The sequence below is a fragment of the Polaromonas sp. P4_F6 genome (assembly GCF_056401275.1).
The window spans coordinates 1-23039 of the sequence record NZ_JBFUJQ010000002.1; the positions used below are offsets into that span (position 1 = coordinate 1).

The window sequence follows — 23039 nt, forward strand, 5'->3', positions numbered from 1 at the left end:
TGCGCTTCGCTACGGGGCAACCTGCGGTGCTCGAGCCAAGCGGGGTCCGGCTAAACTCGCTTCGCTCAGACAACGCCGGCCCTGATCCGCTTGTCTCTGCGCTCCTCGGCCCAGCCAGGACGGGGCAATCGGGAGCGGGGACAGAAGACAAATACCAAAGAAAAAATCAATACAACAAGGACACGCCATGGCGTGTCCTTGTGGTTTTCGGTATTGGTATTTTTCTCCCACCCCTTGTGTATGCGCCGAGGAGCGGAGGTTCAGGCGGATAAGGGATCGCGTTGTTTGAGCGAAGCGCAGCGTAGCGAGTTTAGCGAGACCCCGCCTGAATCGAGCACCGCAGGTTGCCCGTAGCGCAGCGGAGGGACGCAGACACCAGGGTCGCCTTTTCTTTTGCTTACTTTTCTTTTGGCGAAGCAAAAGAAAAGTGAGTTGCCGCCGGGCAACCCCCGGCCAACAAGCCTATGCAAAGAAAACAGCCATAGAACAAGAACAGGCCAATGGAGCTTGAGGCCAAAACCTCAAATCAGCGAATCCCCCCTCATCCTCTCTCCAAGGAAATCCAGAAAACTCCTTACCGCCGGCACCTGCCCGCGCCGCGAAGGGAACACCGCGTGCGCCACACCGGAAGGAAGCGCCCAGCCCGGCAACACAGGCACCAGCAGCTGGGCCTGGCGTTCGGCCGCACTCATGGAGTCGGGCAAAAAACTCATGCCGGTGCCGGCCAGCACCGCGAGTTTCAGGGTCTGCAGGTCGTCGGCGACATAGCGCGGCTGGTGCTGCAGCACAAACTCCTTGCCGCCCGGCCCCAGCAGCCGCCAGGACGAGCGCCCGTCGGCCCAGGACATGGACACCGTATCGAGCTTGAGCAGGTCTTCGGGTTTTTCGGGCCGGCCCTGGCGCTGCAGCAGGGCCGGGCTGGCCAGCAGCTGGCCGCCGCTGGAGCCCAGGTTCTTGATCACCAGGCTGCCGCTGTCTTCCAGCGTGGGGCGCACGCGCAACGCGATGTCTATGCCCTCCTCCACCAGGTCGATCACGCGGTTGGTCACGCGCATGTCTATGCGCACCTGGGGGTACATCTCCATATAGCGCGGCACCAGGTAGCCTACCGAGCCCTGCGCCAGCGTCACCGGGCAGGTGATGCGCAAGGTGCCGCGCGGCTCGACCTGCATCTGCGCCACCGCTTCCGCAGCGGCCAGGGCTTCGTCGCGCATGGCGCCGCAGTGGCGCAAATAGATTTCACCAACCTCCGTCAGCGAGAGCTTGCGTGTGGTGCGCTGCAAGAGCCGCACGCCCAGCCGGGTCTCCAGTTCCGCCACGCGGCGCGACAAGCGTGACTTGGGCAGGCCCAGCGCGCGCCCGGCCGCGGCAAAGCCGCCGCGCTCCACCACCTCGGCGAAATACAGCATGTCATTGAGGTCTTGCATAAAAACCGACCTTTCTTCACGACCGGATTCGGCCCTCACTCCCGATTGATTGTCCCAAATACAGGACGATCTATCGCAATTTTACCGACTTATCAATCAATCGACTCATCCGCACAATCTATCCATGGCTGCGATTCAAGGTGAATACGGCCTGAGAACCTGATTCAACAACCTCTACTTTAGGAATCCATCATGAGCAAGCTTCTTCATATCGACTCCAGCATCCTGGGCGGCAACTCGGTTTCCCGCCAGCTCACCGCCCAAATCGTGGCCTCCTGGCGCGCCGGCCACCCCGGCACCGAAGTCAGCTACCTGGACCTGGCCGCCAACACGCCTTCCCACCTCTCGGCCGAATCGCTGGGTTTCCGCATGCCTGCCGGCAGCGAGCTGAGCGAGGTGCAAAAGCGCGAAAACGCCGTGTCCGAAGCCCTGGTGACGCAATTCCTGGCAGCCGACGTGATCGTGGTGGGCGCGCCTCTGTACAACTTCGCCATCCCCAGCCAGCTCAAGGCCTGGATTGACCGCGTCGCCCAGGTCGGCCGCACCTTCAAGTACACCGAAAAAGGCCCCGTGGGCCTGGCCGGCGGCAAGACCGTGATCGTGGCTTCGGCCCGTGGCGGCGTCTATTCGACCAGCGAAGCCATGACCGCCCTGGAACACCAGGAGAGCTACCTCAAGGTGGTGTTCGGTTTCTTCGGCATCACCGACGTGCGTTTTGTGCGCGCCGAAGGCCTGGCCATGGGCGAAGCCGCCAAGGAGGCCGCCCTGGCCGCCGCGCAGATTGAAATCGTGACGCACACGCAGGCACCCGCCGCCAACCAGGACCGGGCCGCCGTCGCCGCCTGAACCCGGCATTCCGCATCGCAAAAAGCCCGCATCCGCGGGCTTTTTTCATGGCGAGGTAATTACCAAATGACAAATCGATTGTTCACTTTGGGCCGGCGCGTCCCTATATTCAGCGCTGGCCCCGCCCAGGGGCACCCATCACAAAGGTGAAGATGACAGCGACTTTGGCTCCCAGCGGGCAACCGGCAACAGCAGCGACGCCCGCCGCACCCTCCCCCTCCGTTCTTGAGATCCGCCCTTTTGACGCCCCGCTGGGCGCCGAAGTGCTGGGCCTGGATCTTTCCCAGCCGCTTTCCCCGGCCGATTTCAGCCGCATACACCGCGCCCACCTGGACCACCACGTGCTGGTGTTCCGCGACCAGCGCATCACGCCGCGCCAGCATGTGGACTTCAGCCGCCGCTTCGGGCCGCTGCAAATCCATGTGCTCAAAAACTTCCAGTTGCAGAACCACCCGGAAATCCTGATCGTCTCCAACATCAAGGAAAACGGCGAACCCATAGGCCTGGGCGACGCCGGCCATTTCTGGCACTCCGACCTGTCGTACAAGGACAAACCCAGCCTGGGCTCGCTGCTGCATGCGCAGGAACTGCCCGCCGAAGGCGGCGATACCCTGTTCGCCAACCAGCACACAGCCTGGGACACCCTGCCCCTGGCCCTCAAAACCGCCGTGCAAGGCCTGCGCGCCGAACACACCTACCTCGCCAAATACGAAGAACTGCGCAGCCGCAGCCCCTGGCGGCCCAAGCTCACACAGGAACAGGTCGACGAAGTCAAACCGGTGGTCCACCCGGTGGTGCGCACCCACCCCGAAACCGGCCGCAAGGCCCTGTTCGTCAGCGAACATTTCACCACCCGCATCCTCGGCATCCCCGAAGACGAAAGTAAAGCCCTGCTGGGCGAACTGTTTGAACACAGCGCGCGCCCCGAACTCATCTACCGCCACCAGTGGCAGCCCCACGACATGGTGTTCTGGGACAACCGCTCAGTCACCCACCTGGCAGCCGGCACCCCCGACCACCTGCGCCGCAAGCTGTATCGCACGACGATTGAGGGCGACACGCCGTTTTAAGGCCCTGGGCATTCGGTTCCCGTTCCCGTACCCGCTCCCGCTTTCCCCGTCCTGGCTGGGCCGAGGAGCGCAGACGTAGGCGGATCAGGGATCGCGCTTGTCTGAGCCGAAGGCGAGTTTGCGCGAGACCCCGCCGTAGTCGAGCACCGCAGGTTGCCCCGTAGCGAAGCGTAGGGGACCCAGACTGCGGGTCGCCTTTTCTTTGCTTACGTTCTTTTGGCGAAGCAAAAGAAAGTAAGTCGCCCGCCGGGGCGAGACCCGGCCAGCAGAACCAAAAAGAGGAAAGAGGAGGATGAAGAGGAAGAGCGCGCTCAGCCGGAGCAAGACCCGGCCAAGGCCGCAAGCCTAGGAATGTTTCTTAACCCACCCCACATAAGCATCCACCCAAGCCTGCAAAAACTTCCTGCTGCCTTCGCTCAAGCTACCGTCAGCCTCATACAGGCCCTCTTTGTTGTGAATGAAAGCCTCAGGCTGCCCCAGCGTAGGCACATTCAGGTAAGCCAGGATATTGCGCAGATGCTGCTGCGACAGCGCGGTACCTATGGCCCCCACCGAGGCGCCAATCACGCCGGCCGGCTTGCCGTCCCAGGCGCTCTGGCCATAAGGACGCGAAGCATGGTCAATCGCGTTTTTGAGCACACCGGGAATCGAGCGGTTGTACTCGGGCGTGACAAACAGCAGGCCTTGCGCGGCCTTGATCTCGCCCTTGAGCCTCACCACCTGCGCGGCCGGGTTGCCGTCGTCGTCCTGGTTGTAGGGCGGCAGGTCGTCGATGCGCACATGGGTGAAACTGAAGTCCGCGGGGAACAGCTTCTCAAGCGCGCGGGCGAGCTTTTTGTTGAACGAGTCCTTGCGAATGCTGCCGACGACGACAGCAATGTTGTATTGGGCCATGGGATTCTCCAGGAAGGGGTGGATGGGATGGGGATGAAAAAAAAGGGGGGCCTGAACCGCGCATGCGCGTCAGGCCTCCCACTTTGTAAACCAATTCGGCAATCCCTGCTGTAGGACTCCAGGACGGAAGTCCCCGAGGCCCGGTCAGAAACCGGCCAGCACCGCGCCCTTGAACTCGGCCTGCACGTACTTGCGGATTTCTTCCGAGTGGTAGGCCTTCACGAGCTTGGCAACCCAGGGCTTGTCCTTGTCCTGCTCACGCACGGCCAGCAGGTTGACGTAAGGCGACTTGGCCGCTTCCTGCGCAATCGCGTCCTTGGGATTCAGGCCGGCCGACAGCGCGTAATTGGTGTTGACGGCCGAGGCGTCCAGGTCGTCCAGCGAGCGCGGCAGCTGCGCCGCGTCGAGTTCCACGAACTTGAGCTTCTTGGGGTTCTCGACCACATCCAGCGGCGTGGCCTTGAGGCCGGCTTCGGGCTTGAGCTTGATCAGGCCCTTGTCCTGCAGCACCAGCAGCACACGGCCGCCATTGGTCGGGTCGTTGGGAATGCCGAAGCGCGCGCCTTCCTTCAGCTCGGCCAGGCTTTTGACTTTCTTGGAGTAAAGGCCGATCGGGAAGTTGACGGTATAGCCGACGTTGACGATCTTGTAGCCGCGGTCCTTGACCTGCTGGTCCAGGAAGGGCTTGTGCTGGTAGCTGTTGGCGTCCAGGTCGCCGGCGGCCAGCGCGGCGTTGGGCTGGATGTAGTCGCTGAATTCGACGACCTGGATTTTCAGGCCGTCTTTTTCGGCGATCTTTTTGACCTGCTCAAAAATCTGCGCGTGCGGGCCGGCGGTGACGCCTATCTTCAGGGGTTTGTCCTGCGCCAGCACAGCGCCGGAGAAAGAAGCGGCCAGCGCGAGCGCGACGGCCGATTGGATGAGAGTGCGTTTGTTCATGGTTCTTCCTTTGATGAATTTAAAAATCGTTGACTTCTTGTCTTGTCCCCTCTCCCGCTAAGGGAGAGGGAGAAACTCAGGGAGTCAACATCGCTGTTGACAGGCGATGAAGGCTCCGCTCATTTATGGCTCAGCCTGCGCACGGCCCAGTCGCCCAGGCTTTGCACCGCCTGTACAAACAGGATCAGCACCAGCACCACGGCCAGCATGACTTCGGGCAAAAAGCGCTGGTAGCCGTAGCGGATGCCGAGGTCGCCCAGGCCGCCGCCGCCAATCGCGCCGGCCATGGCCGAATAACCGGTCAGGCTCACAAAGGTGATGGTCAGGCCCGCGACGATGCCGGGCAGCGCCTCGGGCAGCAGCACCTTGAGCACGATCTGCCGCGTGCTCGCGCCCATGGCCTGCGCGGCTTCGACCAGGCCGTGGTCCACCTCGCGCAGCGAAGCCTCCACCAGGCGCGCGATAAAGGGCGCCGCCGCAATCGTGAGCGGCACCACTGCGGCTGCCGTGCCTATGGAGGAGCCGGTCAGAAAGCGCGTGAGCGGGATGATGGCCACCAGCAAAATGATGAAAGGCGTGGAGCGCACGGCGTTCACCAGGCCGCCCACCACGCGGTTCACGCCCGCGTTGCGCAGCACGCCGCCCTCATCGGTCAACCGCAGGAAGACACCCAGCGGCACGCCTATCAGCGCACCGACCAGGCCCGAGATGCCGACCATGATGATGGTCTCCCACAGCGAACTGACAAACAGCTCCAGCAGGGCTTGCGAAAAATTACTGAACACTGGCGAGCCTCCCGGTCAGATCCGCGCCGACTTCATCGACATGCACCCCGGCGCCGCGCAGATGCGCCACCGCCGCGCTGAGCTGGGCACGCGCGCCGCGCGCGAACACCGCGAGCGAGCCGAAAGGTTTTCCCTGGATTTCATCGACCTGGCCGTGCACGATGGACAGGTCTATGCCGAAGCGGCGTATCACGTCCGACAGCAGCGGCCGGTCGGACTCATCGCCCGCGAACGCCAGGCGCAGCAGTTGGCCTTCTTCGGCGTGCTCGGCACTCATCAGTGTCCGGATGCGCGCAAGCACGCTGTCGGGCAAGTCCTGCGGGACGATCTCGGCAATCAGGCTGCGGGTCGTCTCGTGCTGCGGCCGCGTGAAGACGTCGATCACCGGCCCACTTTCCACAATGCGGCCGGCGTCTATCACCGCGACGCGGTCGACCACCTGCTTGATGACCTGCATCTGGTGGGTGATCAGCACGATGGTCAGGCCGAACTCCTTGTTGATCTGCTTCAGCAGGCCCAGGATGGAGCGTGTGGTTTCCGGGTCCAGCGCCGAGGTGGCCTCGTCCGACAGCAGCACCTTGGGCCGGTTGGCCAGCGCACGCGCAATGCCCACGCGTTGCTTTTGCCCGCCGCTGATCTGCGCCGGGTAGCGGTCCGCCAGGGCGCTCAGGCCCACCAGTTCCAGCAGCGGCCCGACCCTGGCCTTGATCTCATCGGCCGGCAGCCCGGCAATCTCCAGCGGCAGGGCCACGTTGCCGTAGACCGTGCGCGAGGAAAGCAAATTGAAGTGCTGGAAGATGATGCCGATGTCGCGACGCGCCACACGCAGCGCCTCGCCGCCCAGCGAGCTCAGCTCGCGGCCGCCCACCAGCACCTGCCCGGCGGAAGGCCGGTTCAGCAGGTTGATGACCCGCACCAGAGAACTTTTGCCGGCGCCGCTGCGGCCGATGATGCCGTAGACCTCGCCCGGCTGGATGTGAAGGTCGACGCCCCTGAGCGCTTCGACCGGGCCCGTGGGGCCCTGGTAGGTTTGAACAATACCTTTGAGTTCGATCATGAAATCCCGCTGACTTTTCTGACTTTTGCCGCCTTCGCGTTTCTTGTGGAAAACCGCGAGGCGCTTTTAATTTTGAACAGACAGCGAATGTAGAAGCCTGAAGCTCAAACTCAAAAGAATATTAAATAGGTTAATTAGACGAAATTCAACCTATGTAAATAATTGCACCCGGTATCAATAGGTATGGACAATTTATACCCGGGTGTTATAGAATTAATTCACCCGGATTAAATTAATCCTCTTTTTTGACATTTATTGAGCCTGTTGCCATGCCATCCCAACCCTCTCCTGAAACTTCCCCGCGCCTGATCGCCTTCTCAGGCTTCCGGCAAGTTGCCGCCGGCGACCAGGCGCAAGTCCTCGGCGCGCTGCGCAAGCTGTCCAGCACCGAAGAACTGCTGCGTGTTTTTAACGACGCCACCGGCGAGCGCATAGACCTGGACTTGCGCCCCGGGGCGGATTTGCTGTCCTCGCCGGCCACCGCTGAAGCGCCGCAAACCTCCGCCGCGCGCCCCGTAGGCCGGCCCAAGCTCGGCGTGGTCGCGCGAGAAGTCACGCTGCTGCCCCGGCATTGGGAATGGCTGGGCAGCCAGCCCGGCGGCGCCTCCGTCACCCTGCGCCGCCTGATTGACGAATCGCGCAAAGCCAGCGAAGGCCGGGTCAGCGTGCGCACCGCGCGCGAAAACGCCTACCGCTTCATGAGCGAGATGGCCGGCGATTTCGCGGGTTTTGAAGAAGCCAGCCGCGCGCTGTTCGCGGGCGACAAGCCCAAATTTGAGGGCCTGGTCGCGCCCTGGCCGCAAGACGTTCGCCTGCAGCTGGCGAAGCTGGCGGCCGCCGGCTGGAGCGCCGAATGACGCCGCCCACCGCCAAAACGCTGGGCGAGGGCGTGCCGATGTGGAAAACCTTCGCGGCCTTTCTGGGCCCCATGCTGCTCAGCAACATCCTGCAATCGCTCTCGGGCACCATCAACAACATCTACATCGGCCAGATGATAGGCGTGGGGGCGCTGGCGGCCGTGACCAGCTTTTTCCCCCTCATGTTTTTCCTCATCGCCTTCACCATCGGGCTGGGCGCGGGCGCGTCGGTACTGATAGGCCAGGCCTGGGGAGCGCGCGACACCGGCAAGGTCAAGGCCGTCGCCGGCACCACCCTGGCGGTGGGCGCGGGATTCGGCCTCACGGTCGCCGTTTTTGGCGGCGCCTTCACCGCGCCGCTGCTCAAGGCCCTGGGCACACCGCCCGACATCCTGGCCGATGCCACGCTCTATGCCCGCATCATGCTGATCGCCATGCCGGGGCTGTTCGTCTTCCTGCTGTCGACCTCCATGCTGCGCGGCGTGGGCGACACGGTGAGTTCGCTGTACACGCTGTGCATTTCCACCGCCTGCGGCCTGCTCGTGACGCCCGCGCTCATCCTGGGCTGGGGCGGCCTGCCCAAGCTGGGCGTGGCCAGCAGCGCGGTGGCCACCATCCTGTCCTTCCTGGTCTCGACCGCCTGGCTGGCCCGGCGCCTGCACGCCATCAAGAGCCCGCTGGCACCCGACGCCGAATTCAGGCGCCTGCTGCGCGTGAACCCCGCCATCCTCAAGACCGTGCTCAAGGTCGGCGTACCCACCGGGGTGCAGCTGGTCGTCATCTCGCTCGCCGAGATCGCCCTGCTCTCGCTGGTCAACGGCTATGGCTCCAGCGCCACGGCCGCCTACGGCGCGGTGAACCAGGTGGTGGCCTATGTGCAGTTCCCGGCCATTTCCATCGCCATCACCACCTCCATCCTGGGCGCGCAGGCCATAGGCGCGGGCCGCACCGACAGGCTGGGCGCCATCACACGCACCGGGCTGCAGATGAACCTGGCGCTGACCGGCGCACTGGTCTTGCTGGGCTATCTGTTCTCGCGCCACCTGATGGCCCTCTTCATCACCAGCGAACCGGTGATAGAGCTGTCGCAAACCCTGCTGCACATCATGCTGTGGAGCAGCGTGGTCTTCGGCATGCAGGGCGTGGTCTCGGGCGCCATGCGCGCCAGCGGCACGGTCTGGGTGCCCATGGGCATTTCGATTTTCTGCATCGCGCTGATCGAGGTGCCCACGGCCTGGGTGCTCAGCCACCGCATAGGCATCAACGGCATCTGGATTGCCTACCCCGTCACCTTTATCGCGATGCTGGGCCTGCAGACCGCCTATTACCGGCTGGCGTGGAAGAAAAAAACGATACGGCGCTTGATATAGGGACAGGCCCCAAGCGCCGGCGCCGCTTCAGTGGCGCATGAACTGCGCATCCGGCACGGCGAACAGCCCGTCGTCGCCGGACTTTCCGTCCAGAAACTCCCCGCCCACACGAAGCGCCTCCGCGATCAGGCGCTTCACGCCGTCGAGCTTGTCGGCCAGGCCCGGCGAGATGCCCACGAAGGAATAGACGCAGTAGCTTTCATGCCGCACCACGGCAAACTCGCCGTCCATCACAAAGGCATAACACCAGGCGGCATCCGTCCTGCCGGCCAGCGAAACCGGCAGCAGGCAGGCCTTGACGCCTTCGTCGACGGCCCAGGTCTGGTGCTGGAGTTCCTGGGAAGCGGCGTCCGCGGAATGGACGAACTTGCGGATCTTGCGCTTGAGGTCGGGTGTCCAGAATGAGTCAAAAACATCCCGGGCAACGGGTTGGATCACGAATGCCATGGTGGTCTCCTAGGAAAGGCTGGCGGGTGTCGGAATCGGGGGTGGAGTAGCCCCCGGCGGTCGCTGATTGCCGGACCATATTCGATTTCCCGGCCGCCATTGCGGCGAATTGTCCGTGGCTGGAAATTTGAAGTGGGATAGTCGCAATCCGGCATTCGGTGCCCATGAACACCGAGCCCGTTCAAGGTCCGTTCAAGGTCCGTTCAAGGTCCGTTCAAGGCCTGTTCAGCGCCTGTTCAACACCTGTTAAGAGCTGTTTCAAGGCTCTTACAAAGCCTTGCTACCATGGGTGCTCTCCCGCCATCACCAGGGCCCCGCGCCCGCCGCCGGCACACCGCCGGCATCGATGATTTCCCCCACCATGAACCGCCGCAACCCCGCCATCGACATCGCCAGGGGCATAGGCATCCTCCTTGTGGTGCTGGGGCACAACTGGACGGTGCTGCAGGAAAGGGGCGAGCTCTTCCGGGTGATTTATTCCTTTCACCTGCCGCTCTTTTTTTTCCTCTCCGGCCTGTTCCTGAAGGACAGCGGCGACCTCGGGAAATCGGTACTGTCGCGCGCCGACACGCTGCTCAAGCCCTACTTCGCCGTGTTGCTGCTGCTGGGCATCGGCGAGATGCTGGCCCCGCAGGCTGTGCCGGTGGCCGGCACCACGCCGCTCGCGTATTTCGCCGGCGTCCTCTATGGCACCGCACCCACCATTGCCTGGACGCCGCTGTGGTTCTTGCCGCATCTGTTTGTCGCCTCGGCCCTGGCCGCGGCTTTGCTGCGCGCCACCCGGCATCTTCCCGGGCGCAACACCGCGCTGTGGCTGCTCGCCTCTGCCCTGCTGGCGGCCGGCGTGGGCTGCATAGACGGGTTCTGGCAAACCGGCACCGGGGAGGCGCTGCGCTTCATGGGCCTGGAGCGATTGCCCGGCCTTCCCTGGAGCCTGGACCTGCTCCTGGTCAGCACGCCCTTCATGCTCTTCGGCCACCTGCTCGGCAAGCCCGTGGCGGCCATGCGTTTCAGCCTCCCGGGGTTTGCGGCCGCTGCCCTCGCCTTCGCCGCGCTGCACACCTGTTCCGGCGAAACCATGGACCTGAACCTGCGGGTGTACGGCCACCCGCTCATCGCCACCTTGCAGGCGGGACTGGGCATTTATCTTGTGCTGAGTGTTTCCGCGCTGTTGCAGCGCCATGCGCTGCTGCGGCGCCCGCTGGCGTATATCGGGTCGGCCAGCCTGTTTATCCTGCTGTTCCATTACGTCGTGCAGGGACGGGTTTTTTTGATGCTGTCCCACGTCAGCCGCAATGAGGTGCTGGTTGGCGCGGCCAGCCTGGCCTCCGGAGTGGGGTTGCCCCTGGTTTTGCTGGAGCTGGTGCGGCGGCAAAGGTATCTGGCGCTGCTGCTGTTGCCCATGCGCACCCGCCTCGCGTTGCCGCAAAACGCCCCCGGCAAATCGCCGTAACCCGGGCCGCCGCTTGCCCGGCGGTCTGCTTATTTGCCTTTGGGTGTGATCACCACATCCACGCGCCGGTTGCGGGCCCGGCCCTCCTCGGTGGCGTTGTCGGCCACCGGCTGCGACTTGCCATAACCCTTCACCGCCAGGCCCGCCGCGGGCACGCCCTCCTGCGACACAAAATAGTCCTTCACCGCGGCGGCCCGCTTGTCTGAAAGCGCCTGGTTGGCGGCCTCATTGCCGACATTGTCGGTATGGCCCGAGACCATCACCGCCGCATCGGCGAACTTCTTCACCCGGTCGGCCGCCTCATGCAGCGTCTGCCGCGCTTCGGGCTTGAGCACCGCCTTGCCGGTGTCAAAGAGCACGGCCGAATCGAGCGCAATGGTGACCGCCTTGGGCGGCGTGAAGGCGTCGAAGTCGTAGGGGCCTTCGAACCTGGCGCGGAAGTCCACCGTTTCGGCCGACAGGTCCAGCCGCAGGATCACCGGCTGGCGTTTGTCGACCTTGCAGCTCATCACGCCGCGCTTGTCCAGCGTGGTGTTGCCCAGGGAAAGCTCGCACAGCCGCTCAGAGCGCAAGGTGTACAAGCTCACCGCCAGCGCATTGCTCGTGGCGGCCGAGGTGTTTTTGCCGTCGCCCGTCACGACCAGCTCGCCCGGCCCGGCATTAAAGGCGTAGTAATACGACACAGCCTTTTTGATGCCCTCGCCCTTGATGCGGTTGCCCTTGAGCCGGGTCGGCTCGTCGATGTCGGTGGAACCCGCGCCCGCCAGCACCGGCGCCGCACCGGCCGCCTGCGGCGCCGGCAACTCGACAGGGCCTTCCAGCGCCACCGCGTAATCAATCGTCTCTTCGCTGAGGTCCAGCCGCAGGATCAGCGGCTGGGCTTTTTCGACCTGGCAATTGAGCGTGATGGTCTTGTCGGCATTGGTATTGCCGTGTGATTCGGAACACAGTTTGTTGGCCTTGAGGTCATACAGCCCAAAGGCCAGCGCCTGGGTCGCGCCGCTCGGCGAGTTCTTGGCCGTGGCGGTGATCTTGATGGCGCCGGGGCCGCCGTTGAGCGCGTAGTAGTAGCTCAGCTTCTGCTTGATGCCCACGCCTTTGATTTCTTTGGCAGGCAAAGGCGTCGGGCTGTCGGGATCGGTGGATGCGGCTGGCGCCACCGCAACGGGCGCCGGGACAGCAGACGCAGGCGCCGAAGGCGTTGCGGCAGGCACCGCTATCACCATCGCCGCCGGCACCGCAGTTGCCGCCGGCCGGGGAGCCTCGTCTTTTTTTCCGCAGCCGGCCAGTGTGAGGCCCAAGCCTGCAGCCATGCCCAGCAGCACAAGTTGTTTTGTGATTGTCATAAACCTCCCGAATGGTTCTTGCTGTTGTGATGCCAGTCCGTAATGTGCGGTACGGCGCTGTTGACTGTCAATCGCGATATTCCAAAGTAACTCGAAGTAACCGGAGGGCAAGCCAGGTGAACAATTCATGCCGGCAGCTTCCCCGCGTCAACCGGATTTCAGCGCTACGATGGCTTCATCCCCAGGAGATGTGTCATGAACGAGGAACTCTCACGTCTGGCCACCGCGATCCACATGAATGAGCCGCAGTGCGAACCGCTTCGCCTTGCCTTTGGCCTGGCCTGCGCACAACGCACGGAACACCTGCTCGAAAACCCGCAGGCCATTCGCTGCCTGGCGGTGCTTAGATCTTTTGTGGAAGGCACATCAGACCGGCCCGCCCTGGCGCAGGCGGCACAGGAAATTGCCCAGGTGGCCAACAGCCACAGGGGATCCAACTCCATTGACGGCTCGGCCCACGCAGCCGTCTCCGCCACCTACGCCGTGGCCAATGCCCTGGCCGGCCGGGCCCTGGACGCGGCGGGCTACGCGGCTTACGCTGCCGTCTATGGTTACGGCGGTTATGCTGTCACCGACCCATCGGCTTTTGAAGGGGAGTTCGCCTGGCAGCTTGAAAAATTGAACGAACTAGCCCGGACCTTCACGGTGCATAGCGACGGCTGACACGGTGCCCCATCCGGTTTCCGCACAAGGCCTGTACGTGTGCCGCTTGCGCGGTATAAACGTCAGGTCGTCGCCCCTTCCCCACAAAGACAAATCCGTCGTGACCGGCCAACCCTGAACAGGAACTCCCATGCAACTCATAGGAATGCTCGACTCCCCCTACGTCCGCCGCGTAGCCATTTCCCTGCAGCTTCTGGGCTTGCGCTTTGAGCACCAGTCGGTCTCGGTGTTCAGCACCTTCGAAAAATTCCGCGCCATCAACCCCGTCGTCAAGGCGCCCTCGCTGGTCTGCGACGACGGCACGGTGTTGATGGATTCCACACTCATCATCGACTACGCCGAAGCGCTGGCGGCGCAGGCGCCGGCCGGCAGGAGCTTGATGCCCTCCACGCTGGCCGAGCGCCAGCAGGCGCTGCGCGTGATAGGCCTGGCCCTGGCCGCCTGCGAAAAAAGCGTGCAGATCATTTACGAACGCATGTTGCGCCCCGCCGAAAAACTGCACCAGCCCTGGGTGTCGCGCGTGACCAGCCAGCTGCTGGCGGCCTGCGGTGAGCTTGAGGCCGAGATGCAGCGCAAACCCCTGGCCGTGGGCAGCGACACCATGGGCCAGGACGGCGTGAGCGTGGGCATCAGCTGGCATTTCACGCAGGCCATGCTGCCCGAGGTGGTAAACGCCGCGGACTTCCCGGCCTTGCGCGAGTTTTCGGCGCGGGCCGAGCGGCTGCCGCAATTCGCGGCGGCGCCGCACAGCGACAAAACCTTCCAATGGCCGTGAGCCGCAGCAACATCGAGGCGACAAAAATCCGGGCGCTGCTGTTCGATCTCGGCGGCGTGTTGATAGATGTTGATTTCAACCGCGTGCTTGAATATTGGGAGCCGATTTCCCGGCTGTCCCTTGATGAGTTGAAAGCCACCTTCTGCGCCGATGTGCCTTACGAGCAGCACGAACGAGGCGAAATCACCGCGCCCGAATACTTCGAGCACCTGGCCAGGAAGCTGCAGTTGCAGGACAATCCCGCGCACATCACCGAAGGCTGGAATGCCATTTTCGGCGATGAAATCACCGAGACCCTCCATCTGGTTCAAGAGGCGCGCACCCATCTCCCGTGCTACGTTTTTTCCAACACCAATGCCACACACCAGGCCGTATGGACAGCCCGCTACCCAAGCCTGGCGCAGTCATTCGAGCGCATTTTCGTGTCGTCGGAAATGGGTTGCCGCAAGCCTGAACGCCGGGCTTTTGAATATGTCGCCCAGGCGATAGGTACGCCCCTCGATGCCATCCTGTTCTTTGACGACCATCCCGGCAACGTCGAAGGCGCAAGGGCTGCCGGGCTGCAGGCAGTCCAGGTGCGGGGGCCGGCCGACGTGAAGGCTGCGCTGCAGGCGGCTGGTTGTGTGAAGTGAGGCGCCGGAAGGCGCCGGCAATCCACCAGAATCCGCCACACCGAATTTGTGACGCCATGCCTTGGGCACAACGCGGCTGCCCGAATTCGCGACGGCGCCGCACAGCGACCTCATTGACCGGGCCAAGCCCTGAAGCGACCACCGGGGTGGACTGGCCCGCCCCGGGCCGCTAGGATGGGCCCATGGCCCCCGACCCCATCCCCCATCCGGAATCCAACCCCGAGCTTTCCGGGGAAAAGATCAACGAAGCCCACGATGCCTGGTGCCGGGCCTATGTGCACGTCTGGGCCGACCTGTCCAAGGGCCATTACGACAAAGAGGCGGTGCAAAAGGCCGCCGACGAGCACTGGCAGCGCAGTCCCAAATCGAGCCCGGTGATGGTGGCCACGACCGAGTTCACCAAGACAAACCCGCAGCGCTAACCCACCTGCAGCTGGTGCTCATAACACCACATCCAGCTTTCGCCCGGTTCAAAGGACTGGATCACCGCATGGCCCGTGGCCTCATGGTGTTTGCTCGCATGCTGGTTCTCTGAATCGTCGCAGCAGCCTATATGGCCGCAGTGCACACATAACCTCAGGTGCACCCAGGTGCCGCCCATGGCCAGGCACTCTTCGCAGCCTCTGGCATTGGGTGAATGGTTCTCGGCGGGAACATGGTCGCAGGGTTTGATACGCATCAAGAATCTCCTCAGGCCGTTGCCGCGGCGCGTTCCATGGCCGCCAGGTGCTGGTGAATCATCGCGACCGCCGCCGCACCCTCGCCTATCGCGCCGCCCACACGCTTGACGGATCCGCTGCGCACGTCGCCCACCGCGAACAGGCCCGGGATGTTGGTCTCCAGCGGCGCGGGTTTGTAGTCCGAGTGTTTGCAGGTCACACTTTCGCCGGTGCGCACAAAGCCGTGCGCGTCCAGGGCCACGCCGCAGCTGTCCAGCCAGGCGGTTTCCGGGTCCGCGCCCACAAACAGGAAGACATTGCGCACCTCGGCGTCATGCTCGGTGCCGCGCTGGCGGTTGCGCCAGGTCACGGCGCTCAGGCCCGCGTTGCCGTCGCCGTGCAGTTTCACTACCTCGGTCTGCGGCAGCAGCTCGATATTCGGCGTGGCGTCTATGCGGTCTATCAGGTAGCGCGACATGCTGGCCGCCAGGCTGGGGCCGCGCACCAGCATGTTGACCTTGGCCGCGTGCTGCGACAAAAACACCGCGGCCTGCCCGGCCGAATTGCCGCCGCCCACCAGCACCACCTCGGTCTGGCTGCACATCCTGGCCTCCAGCGCCGAGGCCCAGTACCAGACGCCGCGGCCCTCAAACTCGGCCAGGCGCGGCACCTCGGGGCGGCGGTAGCGCGCGCCGCTGGCCACCACCACGGTCTTGGCGCGCAGCACGCGGCCGTCGGTGAGCTTCACATGCAGCTCGCCCTTGATGGCCTTGGCCGCGCAGTCCAGCGACTGGGCCTGCGCGGGGATCAGCATCTCGACGCCGAATTTCTGCGCCTGCACATAAGCGCGGCCGGCCAGCGCCTGGCCCGAGATGCCGGTCGGGAAACCCAGGTAGTTCTCGATGCGCGCGCTCGCCCCGGCCTGGCCGCCGTAGGCGCGGCAGTCCAGCACGATGACCTGCAGGCCTTCGGAGGCCGCATACACCGCCGTCGCCAGGCCGGCGGGCCCGCCGCCCACCACAATCACGTCGAACAGGCCCTCGCGCTCGGCCGTGTCCACCATGCCCATGCAGCGGGCCAGCTGGTTTTCGCCGGGGTTGACCAGCACCGAACCGTCGGGGCAAACCGCCAGCACGTCGCCAGCGGCGGCGCCGTACTCCACCATCAGTGCAGCGGCATCGGCGTCTTCGGCGATGTCGACCACATGGTGGGGCTCGCCGTTGCGGTTCAAAAAGCTTTGCAGCCGCACCACGGCGGCCGATTGCGGCCGGCCTATCAGCACCGGGCCGCTGGCGCCGGCCTCGATCAGCGCGACACGCCGCAAAATCAGTGCGCGCACCACGCGTTCGCCCAGGTCGGCCTCGGCAATGATGAGGGCGCGCAGCTGGCTGGGCGGCACCAGCAAGGTGTCCACCTCGTCCTCGGCATGGCCATCCACCAGCGCCGGCGCGCCCGACAGCTGGCCCACCTCGGCCAGAAACTGGCCCGGCCCCTGCGTGACGATGGGCACCACGTGGCCCAGGCCGTCGCGCTGGGTGATGGTGACCGAGCCCTTGAGCACCACAAACATGCCGGGGCCGGGCTCGCCGGCGGCGAACAGCCTGTCGCCTCTTTTGAAATGCAGCACGCTGCCGAAACGGCGTATGCGCGCGATCTCCGCCGGGCTCAGCACGGGGAACATCTGGTGGCGCCGGCTCTCGGCCAGCGGCGGGGGTGTGGGGGTGGGGTCGTCAGCCATCAAAAACTCCGGTCGGCAGGCCCTGCCGCGCAGCGCCCAGGCCGCCATGATGACTGATTAGCGGGCTATCTGCATCTCCAACCTGGGTTACCAGCCGTACAAACGTCGCCAGGTTGCCACTTCGCCGTTCTCGGCCAGCGCATGGTATTCAGGGTGCTGCGCGCCGGTGGCGCAGGCGTGGTTGGGCAAGATGCGCAGCTGCGTGCCGACCGGGAAACGCTTCGCGATATCGGTATCGGGCGCGCCTTCGCGCGAGAGTATGCCGTGCTCCTGGTTGGCGCCGCTGAGCACATAACCGGCCAGCACCTCGCCCTCGGCATCGCAGACCTGGCCGTAGCCGAAATCGTGCTGCTGCTTTTGGGTGCCGCGGTCGCGGCTCATGGCCATCCAGCCGGCGTCCACAATCGCCCAGCCCTTGTCCACCTGGTGGCCTATCACCGTGGTCAGCACGCTGAGCGCGATGTCGTCGGTGGTGCAGACGCCGATGTTGTGCATCACCAGGTCAAAGAACACATACACCCCGGCGCGCACCTCGGTCACGCCGTCGAGCTGCGCCGCCGACAGCGCTGTGGGCGTGGATCCCACGCTGACCACCGCGCACGGAAAGCCCGCCTCGCGCACACGTTCGGCGGCCCGCACGCAGGCGGCGCGCTCCTGCTCGGCCATGGCGGCCAGCGCCTCGGGGGTGCTCAGGTCATAGCTCGATCCGGCATGCGTCATCACGCCGCCCAGCAGCATGCCGCCCTGGTGCAGCGTGCGCGCCACGTCCAGTAAGGCAGCCTCGCCGGGCTTGATGCCGGAGCGGTGGCCGTCGCTGTCGATTTCTATCCAGACCTCGAATTTTTCGCCGTGCTCGCGGCCGAAGGCGGCAATCGCCGCGGCCGAGGCCACGCTGTCGGTGATGATCTTCAAATCGCAGCCCTGTCGCCGCAGCGCCAGCGCCTGCGGCAGCTTGGCCGGCACCATGCCGACCGCATAAAGGATGTCGTTAAAACCGTCGGCGTAAAACTGCGCAGCCTCCTTGAGTGTGGAAACGGTAATACCCTCGGCCCCGGCCCTGAGCTGCGCGCGCGCCACCGGCGTGCATTTGCTGGTCTTGACATGCGGCCTGAAACGCACACCCAGCGCGTTCATGCGCTGCTGCATGCGCTCAATGTTGCGCTGCATGCGCGCGWGGTCTATCACGGCGGCGGGTGTGTCCAGGGCGGCCAGGGGGTGGGACTGGGTGGTGGCGGTCAAGGGAATCTCCGGGGAGCTATGTGGGAATCAATCAGGTCAGTTACCAGGGCCAGGCAATGCTCTGGCCCTTGCCGGCAAGGCGCGCGCGCTGCTCCAGCATGCGCGCAACCGTGAGGTCTTGCAAGGCGATGCCGGTCATGTCAAACACGGTGATGTCGCCAGCGCCGCGCGCAAACGCGGCCTTGCCCGACAGCACGTCGCCGATTTCGGTGCAGGCGGTTTCAGGCGCCCATTGCAGCTCGCCTATGCCGCGCGACTGGGCGGCATCGTCCACAAATACGCGCGCCCTGGCCAGCAGGCCCTCGGGCAACTCGCGTTTGCCTTTGGTGTCGCTGCCCACCGCATTGATATGGGTGCCGGGCTGCAAAGCCTCCAGCGCAAACAGCGGGCCCTTGCCGGTGGTGGCCGTGATCAGCACATCGCTTTGCGCCACGGCGGCATTCACATCGGCCGCATGCGCGATAGCGCACTGCCCGGCAAACAGGGCTTCAAACCCAGGCTTCGGGGCGCCATCGGCCGTCGCGTAAAACACCTGGCGCAGCCCGGGCAGCTGGCGCAGGGCAAAACGCAGCTGCGCCTGCGCCTGCACGCCGGTGCCGAAGACGCAGACCGTGCGGCTGTCCGGCCGCGCCAGCTCCAGGCCCAGGCCGCCGGCGGCGCCGGTGCGCTCGGTGGTGACGGCGTTGCCGTCTATCAGGCAGGTCGGCCGGCCGGTGGCGGGGTCGATGAGCATGATGGTGGCCTGGTGGGCGTCGGCACCGCGCGCGAGGTTGCCGGGCCAAAAACCTGCTGCCTTGAAGCCCAGCAGCGACTGCGCGCCCACATCGCCCGACTTGATGCCGAACACACCGCCGGTGGCCAGCCTTTCACGCACCAGCGAGAACACGCGGCCCTCTCCCTGGCTGTGCAGCACAAAGGCCTCGCGTGTGGCTTCCAGCACATCGGCGGGCAGCAGCATGGCCTCGACCGCGTGTTTATCCAGCAGCAGCAGTTGTGCATCCGCCGGCGAGGTGGTGCTTGGCGCGGCGTGGCCAAAGCTGGCAGGATGGGGCTTGGGGCCGGATGTTTGGGGTTCGGTCAACATCTGGAAATATTATCCATTATTAGACAATTTGTCAAACACGCCACTTCACTTTCACTCGTCCATTGCAGGAGACTCCATGCCCGGCAACCCGCACGCCCCTTGTGACGAAGGCATCATCCGCGCCCAGGCCGGCGACTGCGGCCCCACGCCACATCCCAAGCTGGCGCTGGCCGCCACGGTGCTGGGTTCTTCCATGGCTTTTATCGACGGCTCGGTCGTCAACATCGCCCTGCCCGCGATACAACGCGACCTGGCCGGCGGCTCGGCCTCCGGGCTGGCCGAAATGCAATGGGTCATCAATGCCTATTTGCTCTTGCTGGGCTCGCTGGTGCTGGTGGGCGGCTCGCTGGGCGACCGCTTTGGCCGGCGCAAGATTTTTATCATGGGCATCGCCCTGTTTACCGCCGCCTCCATCGCCTGCGGCCTGGCGCCCGGGCCGCTGGCACTGATCGCCGCGCGGGCCCTGCAGGGCGTGGGCGCGGCGCTGCTGGTGCCGGCCAGCCTGGCCATCATCGGCAATGTGTTTGAAGGCGAGGCGCGCGGCAAAGCCATAGGCACCTGGGCCGCCTGGGCGGCGATTACCGGCGCGGCCGGGCCTGTGCTGGGCGGCTGGCTGGTCGATGCGGTGTCGTGGCGCGCCATCTTCTTTTTGAATGTGCCCATGGCCATCGCCACCGTGTGGCTGGCCCTGTACGCCGTGCCCGACAGCCGCGACCCCGATGCGCCCAAGCAGCTCGACTGGCCCGGCGTGCTGCTGGTGGCCAGCGGCCTGGGCGGCCTGACCTACGGCCTCACGCTGGCGCCCGAGCGTGGCTGGCAGGCGGCCGAGGTGCTGGGCCCGATCGCGCTGGGGGCGGCGCTGCTGCTGGCCTTCGTCTTTGTGCAGGCCCGCACGCGCGCACCCATGATGCCGCTGGGCCTGTTCAAGTCGCGCGATTTTGTGGGCACAAATTTGCTCACGCTGCTGCTGTACTTCGCGCTCAGCGGCGCGCTGTTCTTTTTGCCCTTTGTGCTGATAGGCGCCTTCCACTATTCCGCCACTGCCGCGGGCGCCACCTTGCTGCCCTTCTCGCTGCTGCTGGGTTTTCTGTCGCCCGCCACCGCCAAACTCACCGAGCGTTTTGGCGCGCGCGCCATGCTGATGGCCGGGCCGGCCGTGGCCGCCGCGGGTTTTGCGCTGCTGGCCTTGCCCGGCGTGGGCTGGCCTTACTGGGCCGGCTTTTTCCCGGCCATGGTGGTGCTGGGCCTGGGCATGACGATTGCCGTCGCGCCGCTAACCACCACCGTGATGAACGCCGTGCCCGCCGCCCATGCCGGCATTGCCTCGGGCATCAACAACGCCGTCGCGCGCGTGGCCGGCCTGCTGGCCGTGGCGCTGCTGGGCGTGGTATTTGCCGCGGCGCTGCAGGGCCCGGTGCAATCGGCCTCGCCCGAAGTGCTGGTCGCGGCCTTTCGCTGGGTGGTGCTGGGTTGTGTGTTGTGCGCGCTGGGGGCGTCGGCCTGCGCGCTGCTGTTTCTGGCGCCAGCCGGGGCGCAAGGCCCGCGGGCTTAAACTTGCCCCATCAGGCGGCCTAACCAGGCCTGCCCCACGCGGCCCGCAGCGGCCTCACCCACCCTCCTCCACACCCACCCCATGCCATTTCCCTCACTGGGCTTTTCGCCCGCGCTGCTGCCCCTGCTGCTGCGCGCCCTCGACGAAAAAGGCTATACCGCCCCCACGCCCATACAACAGGCCGCCATCCCGGCGATCCTGGAAGGCCGCGACCTGGTGGCCTCGGCCCAGACAGGCTCAGGCAAAACCGCGGCCTTTGCGCTGCCGCTGCTGCAGCGCCTGGCGACCAGCGCAGCGCCCAGCGGCCACCGGCCTGTGCGCGCGCTGGTCCTGGTGCCCACACGCGAGTTGGCTGCGCAGGTCGGCGAAGCCATCGTGGGTTTTGCCAGGTATTTGCCGCAGCGCGTGAAAGTCGCGGTCGTGTTTGGCGGTGTCTCCATCAACCCGCAGATGATGAATCTGCGCGGCGGCGCCGACATCGTGGTCGCCACACCGGGCCGATTGCTGGACCTGATAGACCACAACGCCCTGAGCCTGTCCGGCACCAGCAGCCTGGTGCTGGACGAAGCCGACCGCCTGCTGGACCTGGGTTTTGGCGAGGAACTCCATCGCATCCTGGCCCTGCTGCCAGCCAAGCGCCAGACCTTGTTCTTTTCAGCAACCTTCCCACCCGCGATTGAAGCCCTGGCCGCCAGCCTGCTGCGCAATCCCTTGCGTGTGGAAGTCGCCCCCATCGTGCAAGCCGTGCCCGACATTGCACAGCGCGCGATTGAAGTCGACGCGCCCCGCCGCACCCAGCTGCTGCGCCACCTGGTGCAAACCGAAAAATGGGAAAGAGTGCTGGTCTTTGTCGCGACCAAACACGCGGCCGAAATCGTCGCCGACAAACTGCGCAAAGTAGATATCCAGGCCGAACCCTTCCACGGCGAGCTAAGCCAGGGCAAACGCACCCAGGTGCTGCAAGACTTCAAGATCAAGGCCGTGCAAGTCGTGGTCGCCACCGACGTCGCCGCGCGCGGCATAGACATTGCCCAACTGCCCGTCGTCGTCAACTACGACCTGCCGCGCTCGGTCACCGACTACACCCACCGCATAGGCCGCACCGGCCGCGCCGGCGAATCAGGTGTGGCCGTGAGTTTTGTGAGTACGGATACCGAGGCGCACTTCAAGCTGATCGAAAAGCGCCTGGGTCTCAAAGTGCCGCGCGAGCAGGTTGCGGGTTTTGAGCGGGTGGAAGTGGCGGTCGTGAACCCAGCGGATCCTGCGGGGACTGGTGGGGTCAAGGGGAAGCGGCCTAGCAAGAAGGATAAGTTGCGGGCTGCGGCGGCCGAACATAAAGACCTGGGTTAGAGCGCCGAACTGACGACACGTCCCTAGTTCAAGCTCTGAGTAGAAGACGGGGGATTGAGCCACCAACAAGCGAACGGTTTGAAGTTATTTCCCGATTTAGGTCAAGCCTCATGTTGTCCGCGCCCGAAATAATGCCTCCTGCTAACGAATTCCTCCGTGCCGTCGCAATTTTGCCTAGTAGCTTCCGCGATGCGCGGTAAGAATAAAAGCCCTATCTAAATGATGCTTTTCAAAGCAATCCAAGACGTAAGTGCACGTCTCACTAATGGCCGATAGACGCAATTGCAACTCCGGAGACCTAAGCGCGCCTCCAATGCCTAAGGCGCTAAAGCGACCATGAGCAATTCCATTGCGACGATCCACTAACTCGTCAACGAATAGGCGAAATGAAGGATCTGGGACTACTGGCAAGCGAATATTGAAACACTGAAATATTGTTTCGAGCTTCTCTATCCAGACGTTCTGAAGATAGAGATCGAACACCTCATCGCGAATTTTTCCGGTACTGCTCGAGAATTGCTGTTGCAAAAAATCGGACCGAGCCGCCCACTTTTTATCTTCACCAACATTTCGGAGAGATGAGAAATTTGAGTCTAAGGCTACGCTATAGAAGGGGCTCTCGAAATGCGATGAGGCCACCTTTAATTTCTCTATCTCAGTGAGCAAGCGCCGCACACCTTGACTCACCGCAAATTCAACACCGGCATACAGATGCACAAAGAACAGTGCACGCAAGATCTTCGCTTCGGGGGGATCAGGAGTTGGTGGGACTGACTCCAGTTTTCGGATAACTTCAAGTAGCTGGCGAACTTCGGCAAACCGAGCCGTCACGTCCCCACGTAATTGAGTGAACATC

The 23039-nt window shown here is 64.3% G+C and carries 23 protein-coding genes; 11 read left to right on the forward strand and 12 right to left on the reverse strand.

All coding sequences use genetic code 11. The annotated features are described in order from the left end of the window. Nucleotides 1-521: 521 nt before the first annotated feature. Nucleotides 522-1427 carry a LysR substrate-binding domain-containing protein gene (locus tag AC1DUN_RS05840; protein WP_477713139.1) on the reverse strand — a complete coding sequence of 302 codons (906 nt, stop codon included), beginning with the start codon at nucleotides 1425-1427 and terminating at the stop codon, nucleotides 522-524. 192 nt (nucleotides 1428-1619) lie between these two features. Between AC1DUN_RS05840 and AC1DUN_RS05845 the strand changes: the two genes are divergently transcribed. Both AC1DUN_RS05845 and AC1DUN_RS05850 read left to right on the forward strand, forming a co-directional pair. After that, on the forward strand, nucleotides 1620-2273 hold the full coding sequence (locus AC1DUN_RS05845) for an FMN-dependent NADH-azoreductase (RefSeq protein WP_477713140.1): 654 nt from the start codon (nucleotides 1620-1622) through the stop codon (nucleotides 2271-2273). A 152-nt stretch (nucleotides 2274-2425) separates the two neighbouring features. Then, entirely contained in the window at nucleotides 2426-3343 is a 918-nt protein-coding gene (locus AC1DUN_RS05850; RefSeq protein ID WP_477713141.1) for a TauD/TfdA dioxygenase family protein, read from the forward strand. A 345-nt stretch (nucleotides 3344-3688) separates the two neighbouring features. Here AC1DUN_RS05850 and AC1DUN_RS05855 read toward each other — a convergent pair whose 3' ends face one another. From AC1DUN_RS05855 to AC1DUN_RS05870, 4 genes are all read right to left on the reverse strand, one after another. After that, nucleotides 3689-4237, reverse strand: coding sequence for an NADPH-dependent FMN reductase (locus AC1DUN_RS05855; protein ID WP_477713142.1), 549 nt, complete (start codon nucleotides 4235-4237; stop codon nucleotides 3689-3691). Between the two features lie 144 nt (nucleotides 4238-4381). Beyond that, entirely contained in the window at nucleotides 4382-5176 is a 795-nt protein-coding gene (locus tag AC1DUN_RS05860) for a MetQ/NlpA family ABC transporter substrate-binding protein (RefSeq protein ID WP_477713143.1), read from the reverse strand. 119 nt (nucleotides 5177-5295) lie between these two features. Further along, entirely contained in the window at nucleotides 5296-5961 is a 666-nt protein-coding gene (locus AC1DUN_RS05865) for a methionine ABC transporter permease (RefSeq protein ID WP_477713144.1), read from the reverse strand. Beyond that, nucleotides 5951-7018, reverse strand: a complete 1068-nt coding sequence (locus AC1DUN_RS05870; RefSeq protein WP_477713145.1) for a methionine ABC transporter ATP-binding protein — start codon at nucleotides 7016-7018, stop codon at nucleotides 5951-5953. The genes AC1DUN_RS05865 and AC1DUN_RS05870 overlap by 11 nt, the downstream gene beginning before the upstream one ends. 269 nt (nucleotides 7019-7287) lie before the next feature. On the opposite strand from AC1DUN_RS05870, the gene AC1DUN_RS05875 reads away from it, so the two are divergent. Together AC1DUN_RS05875 and AC1DUN_RS05880 are read left to right on the forward strand one after the other, a co-directional pair. Continuing rightward, nucleotides 7288-7875 (forward strand): DUF2239 family protein, encoded by a 588-nt coding sequence (locus tag AC1DUN_RS05875; protein ID WP_477713146.1) that lies wholly within the window; start codon nucleotides 7288-7290, stop codon nucleotides 7873-7875. Next, nucleotides 7872-9245, forward strand: a complete 1374-nt coding sequence (locus AC1DUN_RS05880) for an MATE family efflux transporter (protein ID WP_477713147.1) — start codon at nucleotides 7872-7874, stop codon at nucleotides 9243-9245. The genes AC1DUN_RS05875 and AC1DUN_RS05880 overlap by 4 nt, the downstream gene beginning before the upstream one ends. A 27-nt stretch (nucleotides 9246-9272) precedes the next feature. Here the strand turns inward: AC1DUN_RS05880 and AC1DUN_RS05885 are convergent, their stop codons facing one another. Beyond that, nucleotides 9273-9692 carry a hypothetical protein gene (locus AC1DUN_RS05885; protein ID WP_477713148.1) on the reverse strand — a complete coding sequence of 140 codons (420 nt, stop codon included), beginning with the start codon at nucleotides 9690-9692 and terminating at the stop codon, nucleotides 9273-9275. 361 nt (nucleotides 9693-10053) lie between these two features. On the opposite strand from AC1DUN_RS05885, the gene AC1DUN_RS05890 reads away from it, so the two are divergent. Continuing rightward, nucleotides 10054-11145 carry an acyltransferase family protein gene (locus AC1DUN_RS05890; RefSeq protein WP_477713149.1) on the forward strand — a complete coding sequence of 364 codons (1092 nt, stop codon included), beginning with the start codon at nucleotides 10054-10056 and terminating at the stop codon, nucleotides 11143-11145. Between the two features lie 29 nt (nucleotides 11146-11174). Here AC1DUN_RS05890 and AC1DUN_RS05895 read toward each other — a convergent pair whose 3' ends face one another. Further along, on the reverse strand, nucleotides 11175-12491 hold the full coding sequence (locus AC1DUN_RS05895; RefSeq protein WP_477713150.1) for an OmpA family protein: 1317 nt from the start codon (nucleotides 12489-12491) through the stop codon (nucleotides 11175-11177). 195 nt (nucleotides 12492-12686) lie between these two features. Here AC1DUN_RS05895 and AC1DUN_RS05900 point away from each other — a divergent pair, with 195 nt between their 5' ends. The 4 genes from AC1DUN_RS05900 to AC1DUN_RS05915 all read left to right on the forward strand — a co-directional run bounded on the left by AC1DUN_RS05900 (nucleotide 12687) and on the right by AC1DUN_RS05915 (nucleotide 14983). Beyond that, entirely contained in the window at nucleotides 12687-13154 is a 468-nt protein-coding gene (locus tag AC1DUN_RS05900) for a putative immunity protein (RefSeq protein ID WP_477713151.1), read from the forward strand. A 130-nt stretch (nucleotides 13155-13284) separates the two neighbouring features. After that, nucleotides 13285-13929, forward strand: coding sequence for a glutathione S-transferase (locus AC1DUN_RS05905; protein ID WP_477713152.1), 645 nt, complete (start codon nucleotides 13285-13287; stop codon nucleotides 13927-13929). Continuing rightward, complete coding sequence (locus AC1DUN_RS05910) at nucleotides 13926-14561, forward strand: HAD-IA family hydrolase (protein ID WP_477713153.1); 636 nt, start codon at nucleotides 13926-13928, stop codon at nucleotides 14559-14561. Before AC1DUN_RS05905 ends, AC1DUN_RS05910 begins: the two co-directional genes overlap by 4 nt. Nucleotides 14562-14743: 182 nt before the next feature. Further along, the gene (locus tag AC1DUN_RS05915) at nucleotides 14744-14983 is read left to right on the forward strand and encodes a hypothetical protein (protein ID WP_477713154.1); all 240 of its coding nucleotides are present in this window, start codon (nucleotides 14744-14746) and stop codon (nucleotides 14981-14983) included. Here the strand turns inward: AC1DUN_RS05915 and AC1DUN_RS05920 are convergent. From AC1DUN_RS05920 to AC1DUN_RS05935, 4 genes are all read right to left on the reverse strand, one after another. After that, entirely contained in the window at nucleotides 14980-15240 is a 261-nt protein-coding gene (locus tag AC1DUN_RS05920) for a UBP-type zinc finger domain-containing protein (RefSeq protein ID WP_477713155.1), read from the reverse strand. The two genes, AC1DUN_RS05915 and AC1DUN_RS05920, sit on opposite strands and share 4 nt — an antisense overlap. An 11-nt stretch (nucleotides 15241-15251) precedes the next feature. Continuing rightward, nucleotides 15252-16958 carry an FAD-dependent oxidoreductase gene (locus AC1DUN_RS05925; RefSeq protein WP_477713156.1) on the reverse strand — a complete coding sequence of 569 codons (1707 nt, stop codon included), beginning with the start codon at nucleotides 16956-16958 and terminating at the stop codon, nucleotides 15252-15254. 87 nt (nucleotides 16959-17045) lie between these two features. Further along, entirely contained in the window at nucleotides 17046-18197 is a 1152-nt protein-coding gene (locus AC1DUN_RS05930) for a DSD1 family PLP-dependent enzyme (RefSeq protein WP_477713157.1), read from the reverse strand. Between the two features lie 40 nt (nucleotides 18198-18237). Next, entirely contained in the window at nucleotides 18238-19281 is a 1044-nt protein-coding gene (locus tag AC1DUN_RS05935; RefSeq protein WP_477713158.1) for an ornithine cyclodeaminase family protein, read from the reverse strand. Between the two features lie 76 nt (nucleotides 19282-19357). On the opposite strand from AC1DUN_RS05935, the gene AC1DUN_RS05940 reads away from it, so the two are divergent. Both AC1DUN_RS05940 and AC1DUN_RS05945 read left to right on the forward strand, forming a co-directional pair. Beyond that, nucleotides 19358-20833 carry an MFS transporter gene (locus AC1DUN_RS05940; protein ID WP_477713159.1) on the forward strand — a complete coding sequence of 492 codons (1476 nt, stop codon included), beginning with the start codon at nucleotides 19358-19360 and terminating at the stop codon, nucleotides 20831-20833. Between the two features lie 81 nt (nucleotides 20834-20914). After that, nucleotides 20915-22183: a DEAD/DEAH box helicase gene (locus AC1DUN_RS05945; protein WP_477713160.1), complete on the forward strand. Its 1269-nt coding sequence runs from the start codon at nucleotides 20915-20917 to the stop codon at nucleotides 22181-22183. 174 nt (nucleotides 22184-22357) lie between these two features. Here the strand turns inward: AC1DUN_RS05945 and AC1DUN_RS05950 are convergent, their stop codons facing one another. Then, on the reverse strand, nucleotides 22358-23038 hold the full coding sequence (locus AC1DUN_RS05950; protein ID WP_477713161.1) for an MAE_28990/MAE_18760 family HEPN-like nuclease: 681 nt from the start codon (nucleotides 23036-23038) through the stop codon (nucleotides 22358-22360). Nucleotide 23039 lies beyond the last annotated feature (1 nt).